The 6,651-nt window shown below is 70.8% G+C and carries 6 protein-coding genes; 1 reads left to right on the top strand and 5 read right to left on the bottom strand.

The features are described 5' to 3' along the window. The first annotated feature begins 96 nt into the window (after nucleotides 1-96). Nucleotides 97-456 (top strand): hypothetical protein, encoded by a 360-nt coding sequence (locus tag EXE51_RS12010; RefSeq protein WP_086216754.1) that lies wholly within the window; start codon nucleotides 97-99, stop codon nucleotides 454-456. Nucleotides 457-483: 27 nt separating this feature from the next. On the opposite strand, the gene EXE51_RS12005 is transcribed toward EXE51_RS12010, so the two are convergent. The 5 genes from EXE51_RS12005 to EXE51_RS11985 all read right to left on the bottom strand — a co-directional run bounded on the left by EXE51_RS12005 (nucleotide 484) and on the right by EXE51_RS11985 (nucleotide 6,650). After that, nucleotides 484-825, bottom strand: coding sequence for a DUF6176 family protein (locus EXE51_RS12005; RefSeq protein WP_089307585.1), 342 nt, complete (start codon nucleotides 823-825; stop codon nucleotides 484-486). 76 nt (nucleotides 826-901) lie between these two features. Next, nucleotides 902-2,452: a deoxyribodipyrimidine photo-lyase gene (locus EXE51_RS12000; RefSeq protein WP_137692733.1), complete on the bottom strand. Its 1,551-nt coding sequence runs from the start codon at nucleotides 2,450-2,452 to the stop codon at nucleotides 902-904. Nucleotides 2,453-2,523: 71 nt separating this feature from the next. Further along, nucleotides 2,524-4,968, bottom strand: a complete 2,445-nt coding sequence (locus tag EXE51_RS11995) for a DEAD/DEAH box helicase (protein ID WP_137692732.1) — start codon at nucleotides 4,966-4,968, stop codon at nucleotides 2,524-2,526. 123 nt (nucleotides 4,969-5,091) lie between these two features. Next, a complete protein-coding gene (locus EXE51_RS11990; RefSeq protein WP_137692731.1) occupies nucleotides 5,092-5,757 on the bottom strand; it encodes a GNAT family N-acetyltransferase in 666 nt (221 codons plus the stop codon). A gap of 104 nt (nucleotides 5,758-5,861) precedes the next feature. Continuing rightward, nucleotides 5,862-6,650, bottom strand: a complete 789-nt coding sequence (locus tag EXE51_RS11985; protein ID WP_049929411.1) for a mechanosensitive ion channel domain-containing protein — start codon at nucleotides 6,648-6,650, stop codon at nucleotides 5,862-5,864. Between the last annotated feature and the right edge of the window lies 1 nt (nucleotide 6,651).

Genomic DNA, 6,651 nt, shown 5'->3' with positions numbered 1-6,651 from the left:
ACCTCGAACGACACGCTCCGGAGATCGGCGACGACCCGGGGCGCTGGCGGAGTCTGTCGCAGTGATTTATGAGCCCGCGGAATGAATGAAAGTGACATGTCACCGATCGCCGACGCGATCCTCGCGTTCGACGGGCCCGCGCCCCGGGTCGTCGCCGATCTCCGGAGCGTGTCGTTCGAGGTCGAACACGTCCGCGAGGACGTGGAGGACCGCTACTCGGACGCCGACCTCGACGAGGCGTACCAGCTGGTGATGTCGAACCAGATCACGGGCGACGACTTCAAGCGCCTCGTGGGGAAGAGTCGGTACGCTGCGCAGACGCTGTTCTTCGACGACCTGGTGGTGTTCCTCTTCCCGTCGAACCGATATGACGCGGTGTTCGCGTCGTTCGACTACGACGAGTCCTTCCCGGTGAACGAGCTGGTGAGCGCGGTCTCTGAGGCGACGACCGAGTGACCGCGCGGCGGAACCGGTTCCCGGGCGTTAGCGGTCGGGGTTTTCGAGGTGATAGAGGAGGTCGTACTCGCCGACGTTCTCGCCGGTTTCGAGGACCTCGCTCAGCACGCGCTCGTGCTCCTCGTCGATGTCGTGGGACGACTCTTCGTACGCCTCGTAGACCGCGTCGATGTCCTCGGCTTTCATATAGTAAACGAGGTAGTCCCCGTCGTCGGCGTGCTCGACGAACGCGGTCTCGGAGTACATCCCTTCGTTGCGCAGGGTTTCAACCGCCTCGGACTCTCGATCCCGAATCTCTCGCGCCCACGCTTCGAGCCGCTCGGTCGCTCCGGACTCGATCCGCTGTTTCGTGAGGACGACGTCGACCATACGGCCGGGTCGCGCCCGTTTCACCTAACGGTTGTCCGCCTTTGTTAACTGTTGGCACGCTCTCGGACGGCGGGAGTCAGTCCTCCTCCGGGTCCTCGCCGCGGGCCCGCTTGTACATGGCGAGGGCCTCCTCGCGGCGCTCCGAGTGGTCGACGATCGGCGCGGGATACGCCGGGGCCGCGTTCGCGCGCTGTGTCGGCGACAGCTCGTGCCACTCGTGGATGAGGTCGGGCTCGACGCCGCGCAGTTCGGGGACGTACGCCGTGATGTACTCCGCGTCGGGGTCGTATCGCTCGCCCTGCGTCATGGGGTTGAAGATGCGGAAGTACGGCTGCGCGTCGGTCCCCGTCGAGGCTGCCCACTGCCAGCCGCCGTTGTCGTTCGCGGTGTCGTGGTCGGCCAGCCGCTCGCGGAAGTGGTCGTAGCCGTGCCGCCAGTCCGCGAGCAGGTCCTTCGTGAGGAAGGAGGCGACGATCATCCGCACGCGGTTGTGCATGAACGCCTCCTCGCGCAGCTGGCGCATCCCGGCGTCGACGATGGGATATCCCGTCTCGCCGCGCTTCCACGCCGCGATCTCGTCGGGGTCGTCGCGCCAGTCGATCCCCTCCTCGTACTCCTTGTAGTTCGCCGTCACCACCTCGGGGTTGTGGAAGAGGACCTGCGTGTAGAACTCCCGCCACGCCAGCTGCTGTTGGAACTCCTCGACCTGCTCGGGGGCGTCGTCGGGCCGCGCGTCCGACGCCGCCTCGGCCATCGCCTCCTCGGTCGCCGCGTACGCCTCGCGGACGCCGATCTCCCCGTACTTGAGGAAGGTCGACAGCCGCGAGGTCGCGTCCTCGGCGGGGTAGTCGCGCTCGGCCTCGTAGGCGAACACCGCCTCGTCGAGGAAGTCGGAGAGGCGCTCGCGCGCGGCAGCGGTCCCCGCCGGCCCGACATCGGCGTCCGGCTCGGCGAAGCCGAGGTCGGCGGGCGTCGGGAGGTCGCCCACCGTGGCGACGGGGAGCGCGTCGACGCCGGCGTCGGCCACCGTCGCGTCGCCCGCGTCGGTCCCGTCGATAGCGTCGACCGCGTCCGTCAGTCGATCGGCGGCGGCGAGCGCAGCGCCGGTCGGCGCGGAAAGGGGGTCGTCCTTCGCGCGGTCGGTCCACTTCTTCCAGTAGTAGCTGTACACGGAGTACGGGTCCCCGGCGTTCGTCCGGATCGCGTCGGGGTCGTGGAGGACCGCGTCGTGGTGGGCCTCTCGCGCGACGCCGGCCGCGTCGAGCGCGCGTCGAACCCCGGCGTCGCGCTCGCGGGCGAGCCCCGAGTAGTCGCGGTTCCAGACGACGCGCTCGGCGCCGAGCGCGTCGGCGAGGCGCGGGAGCAGCGCTTCAGGGTCCCCGTGCGCGACGATCAGGTCGCTCCCGCGCTCGCGGTACGCCTCGCGGAGCGCCGCGAGCCCGTCGAGCAGGCGGCGGACCCGCACGTCGCTCGCGTGGTCGAGCACGTCGGGGTCGAAGACGAAGACGGGCGCGGCGGGCCCCTGGTCGGCGTCTTCGCTCGTGTCTCCGTCGCCGGCCCCCGCGGCGGCCGCTAAGCCGACGTTGTCCGCGACTCTGAGGTCCCGTCGGTGCCAGAACAGCTCCATGGGATCCGCACGGACGCGTCCACCGTGAAACCACCGGGACCGGCGGAGGCTTGACTGGCTCCGAGCAGGTCCTATCGGGCGTCCGCGTCGGCCCCCGTGAGCGATTCGAGCAGTCGCACGGCCGGCGCTTTCGCCAGCGGGTCGTTCCCGTTCCCGCAGTGGGGCGACTGGACGCAGGCGGGGCAGCCACCCTCGCAGCCGCAGGTGTCGATCAGCCGCGCGGTGCGGGTCATCAGCTCCTCGATCCGCCGGTGGCCGCGGCGCGTGAGTCCGACGCCGCCGGGGTAGCCGTCGTAGACGAACACCGCCGGTCCCTCAGTGTGCGGGTGGTGGGGCGTCGAGATCCCTCCCACGTCGGCCCGGTCGCACAGCAGGTGGAAAGGGAACAGCGAGATGATCCCGTGTTCGGCGGCGTGGATTCCGCCGTTGAACGCGTACTCGCCGCCCGGGATCGGCTCACCGTCGACATCGACGCCCGAATCGGGCGCACCTCCGTCGGCGCTGACCTCGGGATCTCCGGCGTCCCCATCGTCGAGCGCGTCGCCGAGTCGCCGCATCTCGCGCTCGACGTCCGCGGGCACGGGGAAGTACAACGACTTCGTCCGTAGCGTCGTCTCCGGGAGGTCGAGCGTCGACTCGCCGAGCGACTCCCCGGTCGCCGCGTCTTTCCGCACGAACCCCGTGATCTGCTCGGTCACCGTGACGTCCGCGAACCGGACGGGCACGTCGGGGCGCGCCGAGAGCGCCCGCTCGTCGAGGTCCTCGTTCACGACGATGTCCTTGTCGGAGCGCACCTGCGTGTAGTAGTCCGCCCACGACTGCTGGAGCTCGGCCACGTCGCGGTCGAGGTCCAACTCGACCACCTCGTAGGTGCGGCCCTGCTGGTGGTAGATCGCGCCCGGGTGGGCGTCGCGGAGCGCGTCCGCGAAGGCGAGCGTCGCGACCGTCTCGCCGCTCGACCGCTCGATCAGCGATATCTCGCGCTCCTCGGCCGTGCGGAGGTTCACGGACTGCTGGGGGCTTCCGTCGCCGGCGTGGACCCAGCGCGTGCCCTTCGCGGCCTCGCGCCGTTCGAGGGCGCCCGCCTCGGTCAGGCCGGCGACGACGCCCGGGAACGTGTCGCCGAAGAAGCGCTCGTCGTCTGGAGAGAGCCAGTTCTCGTCGGCCGCGCAGGCGACGTGGCCGGGCATGAGCTGCCCGTTCTCCGGGTCGCAGATCGCGTCCTCCGGCGGCGCGTCGAAGAAGTCGCTCGGGTTGCGCATCAGGTACTGGTCGAGCTGGTCCTCGCCCCCGACCATGACGACCGTGGCCGGGTCGTCGCCGCGACCGGCCCGCCCCGCGCGCTGGTGCGCGGACATCCGCGTGCCGGGGTAGCCGTCCAGCACCACGGCGTCGAGCCCGCCCACGTCGACGCCGAGTTCGAGGGCGCTCGTCGACCAGACGCCGCGGAGGTCGCCCGCGTGGAGGTCGGCCTCGATCTCGCGGCGTCGGTCGTCGGTGAGCGCCGCCTGGTACGCGCCGACCTTCCCTGCGAGGTCGCGCTCCCCCCGCTCGCGGAGGTCGCTCGCGCTGTCGGTCGCGTACTGCTCGGCGGTCTGGCGGGCGCGGGTGAACGCGAGCGTCTGCTGGCCCGCCGTGACGAGGTCGACGAAGAGGCGCTTGCTCTCCGTGTGGCTCGACTTCCGGCGGCCGCTGCCGCGCTCCTGCCAGTCGTCGTCGTACTCGGGCGGGTTCCACAGCACCCAGTCGCGCGGCCCGCGCCCCGAGGTGTCCTCGTCGACGAGGGCGATCCCGTCGGGGTCGCGGCCGGTAACGGTCGCGACGTGGTCGACGGGGTTGTTGATCGTCGCCGAGCAGCAGACGAACTGCGGCGCGGAGCCGAATCGCTCGCAGGTTCGCGCGAGCCGGCGGAGGGTCAGCGCGACCTGCGAGCCGAACACGCCGCGGTAGCTGTGGACCTCGTCGATTACGACGTGCTCCAGCGAGGAGAAGAACCAGTCCCACAGGCGCCCCGCGTACGGGAGCAGCGCGTAGTGGAGCATGTCCGGGTTCGAGAGGAGGACGGTTGGGCGGCGGTCGCGCACGTCGCGCTTCTCCGCCCGCGAGAGCCGCCCGGTGTACGAGTCGACCGACACGCGGCTGCCGAAGCCGAGGTCGGCCGCGAGCTCGGACAGCGACTCCTCCTGGTCGGCTATCAGCGCGTTCTGCGGGCCGATGTACAGCGTGCGCCCGCCGTGGTCCATCGCGGCCTCGAACGCCGGGACGGTGTACGCGAGCGACTTGCCGCTGGCCGTCTCGGTCGCGAGCACGACATCGTCGCCGTCGCGGACCGCGCCGATGGCGTCGGCCTGATGCCGGTAGAGCCGCTCGATGCCGCGGTCCGCGAGCGCGTCGGCGAGCCGCGGTTCGAGGTCGACATCGGCGAACTCCGGCTCGCGCGCCGGGAGCCGCCGTTGGTCGGCGATCTGTCCCTCGTAGAAGGGGCGCTCTCGCAGCCACTCGATGGCGTCGTCCACGGTTACGATACCCTCGGGTCGGCGGGGCCTAACGGTTGCGGTGGCACCGAGGAGAGTGCGGTGTCGACCGGGCGGTTGCGGGAACGCTGTGGCGGCCAGTCGCCCGCGGGAGCGCCGTGCCGCTCAGTCGTCCGCGGGCGATCGCTCGGGCCCGCCGTCGGTCGGTGAGAGGTCGACCGCCGGCTCCGCGGGGCCCTCGCGGGCGAGCGGCGGCCAGCGGACCTCGGTCGCGATCGGCTGGTCGAGGTCGACCCGCATCCGAAGGTCGCCGCGCCGCTCGACGACTTCGAAGCCGACCGTCCGGTAGACGCTCCGCGCGGGGCGGTTCCCGGTCTCGACGTGGAGTTCGATCCCGTCGCGGCCGGCGGCCGCGGCGTTGGCGATCACGTGACGGCACAGCTCCGTCCCGACGCCGCGGTCCTGCGCGTCCGGGTGGACGAAGACGGCGAGTTCGGGGGTGTCGGCGTCGGTCGGGGTGTACATCGCGTGGCCGAACAGTTCGCCGTCCCGCTCGGCGACGACGTTGTTCCCCTCCGACAGCATGGATCGGATCCAGTCGACGCGCCGGCGCCGGCTCACCGGCGGGAGCCCCTGCGCGCGGTGGGGGCGGCCGAACCGCTCGTACATCTCTGCGAGGAACGGCTCGTCCGCGTCGGTCGCGGGCCGGATCGTCCAGCGCGCGCCCTCCTTGTCGACGAAGCGCGGACACCGCGGCGGGCAGTGCGACGTCCCCTCGCACTCGCTCCCGTCCCAGCCATCGCAAGCGGCGCTCGCGGTACCGGAGGTCATGTATCAACGTTGGCGTCGGGTCGTGTTATATGGTGACAACGACTTTCACAGCGTGAGAATCGGTAACGGAGTCGGCGTCGGCCGCAACGTGGTCGGATCAGGGGTTACTCCCGGATCAGCACGATCCCCTCGCGGAACACGACGTGGTTCGGGAGGACGTGCTCCTCGCCGTCGGTCTCGATGTGGGTGACGAAGAGGTCGACCTCCTGAACGACGCCGCGCTCGCCGGCGACGCGGACCTCGTCGCCGATGCCGTACGGCTGTCGGAGCAGGAGAAAGACGCCGGCGGCGGCCGACGCGACGAGGTCCTTCGTCGCGAGCGCGGCGAACAGCACCACCGCAAACGCGTACGCCGCGAGCAGCACGATGAGCGCGAGCGTCTGAACGCCCACCTGTCCGAGGGCGATGAGCGCGGCGACGTAGACGACGCTGTAGTTCACGACCGTCGGGAGCACGCCGAGTTCGGGGAGCTTGATCCCCCGGAGGCGCTCGGCGACGAGCAGCTCCGCCTTGTCGCCGACGACGACGCCGACGATGACGACGACGGCGGCGACGAACAGCCGCGGGAGGAAGGCGGCGACGCCGGACCAGAACTGTTCGAGGTAGTTCACGTCTGCGACCGTGAGGGCGACGATGACCGCGACGGCGACGATGAAGTAGCTCGACAGCTGCGCCAAGATCCGCACCGTCGAGGTGTCGAACTCGCGGGCTGTCCGCTCGAAGGTGGTCCCCTCGATCACCTCGGGGACGCCCGCCCGGCGGAGCAGCCGGCGGTTGATCACGCCGGTGAGGTACGCCAGCGCGAGACCGAAGAGGAGCACCGCCAGCGCCAGCCAGATCCGGTACCGCACGTTCAGGAGGAACTCTGGGACGGTGATCTGGACCGCGGACATG

Source organism: Halorubrum sp. CGM5_25_10-8B (assembly GCF_005435095.1).
GTDB classification, from domain to species: Archaea; Halobacteriota; Halobacteria; order Halobacteriales; family Haloferacaceae; genus Halorubrum; species Halorubrum ezzemoulense.
Note: the sequence above shows the minus strand (reverse complement) of the source record. Positions and strands in the feature narration are given on the sequence as shown.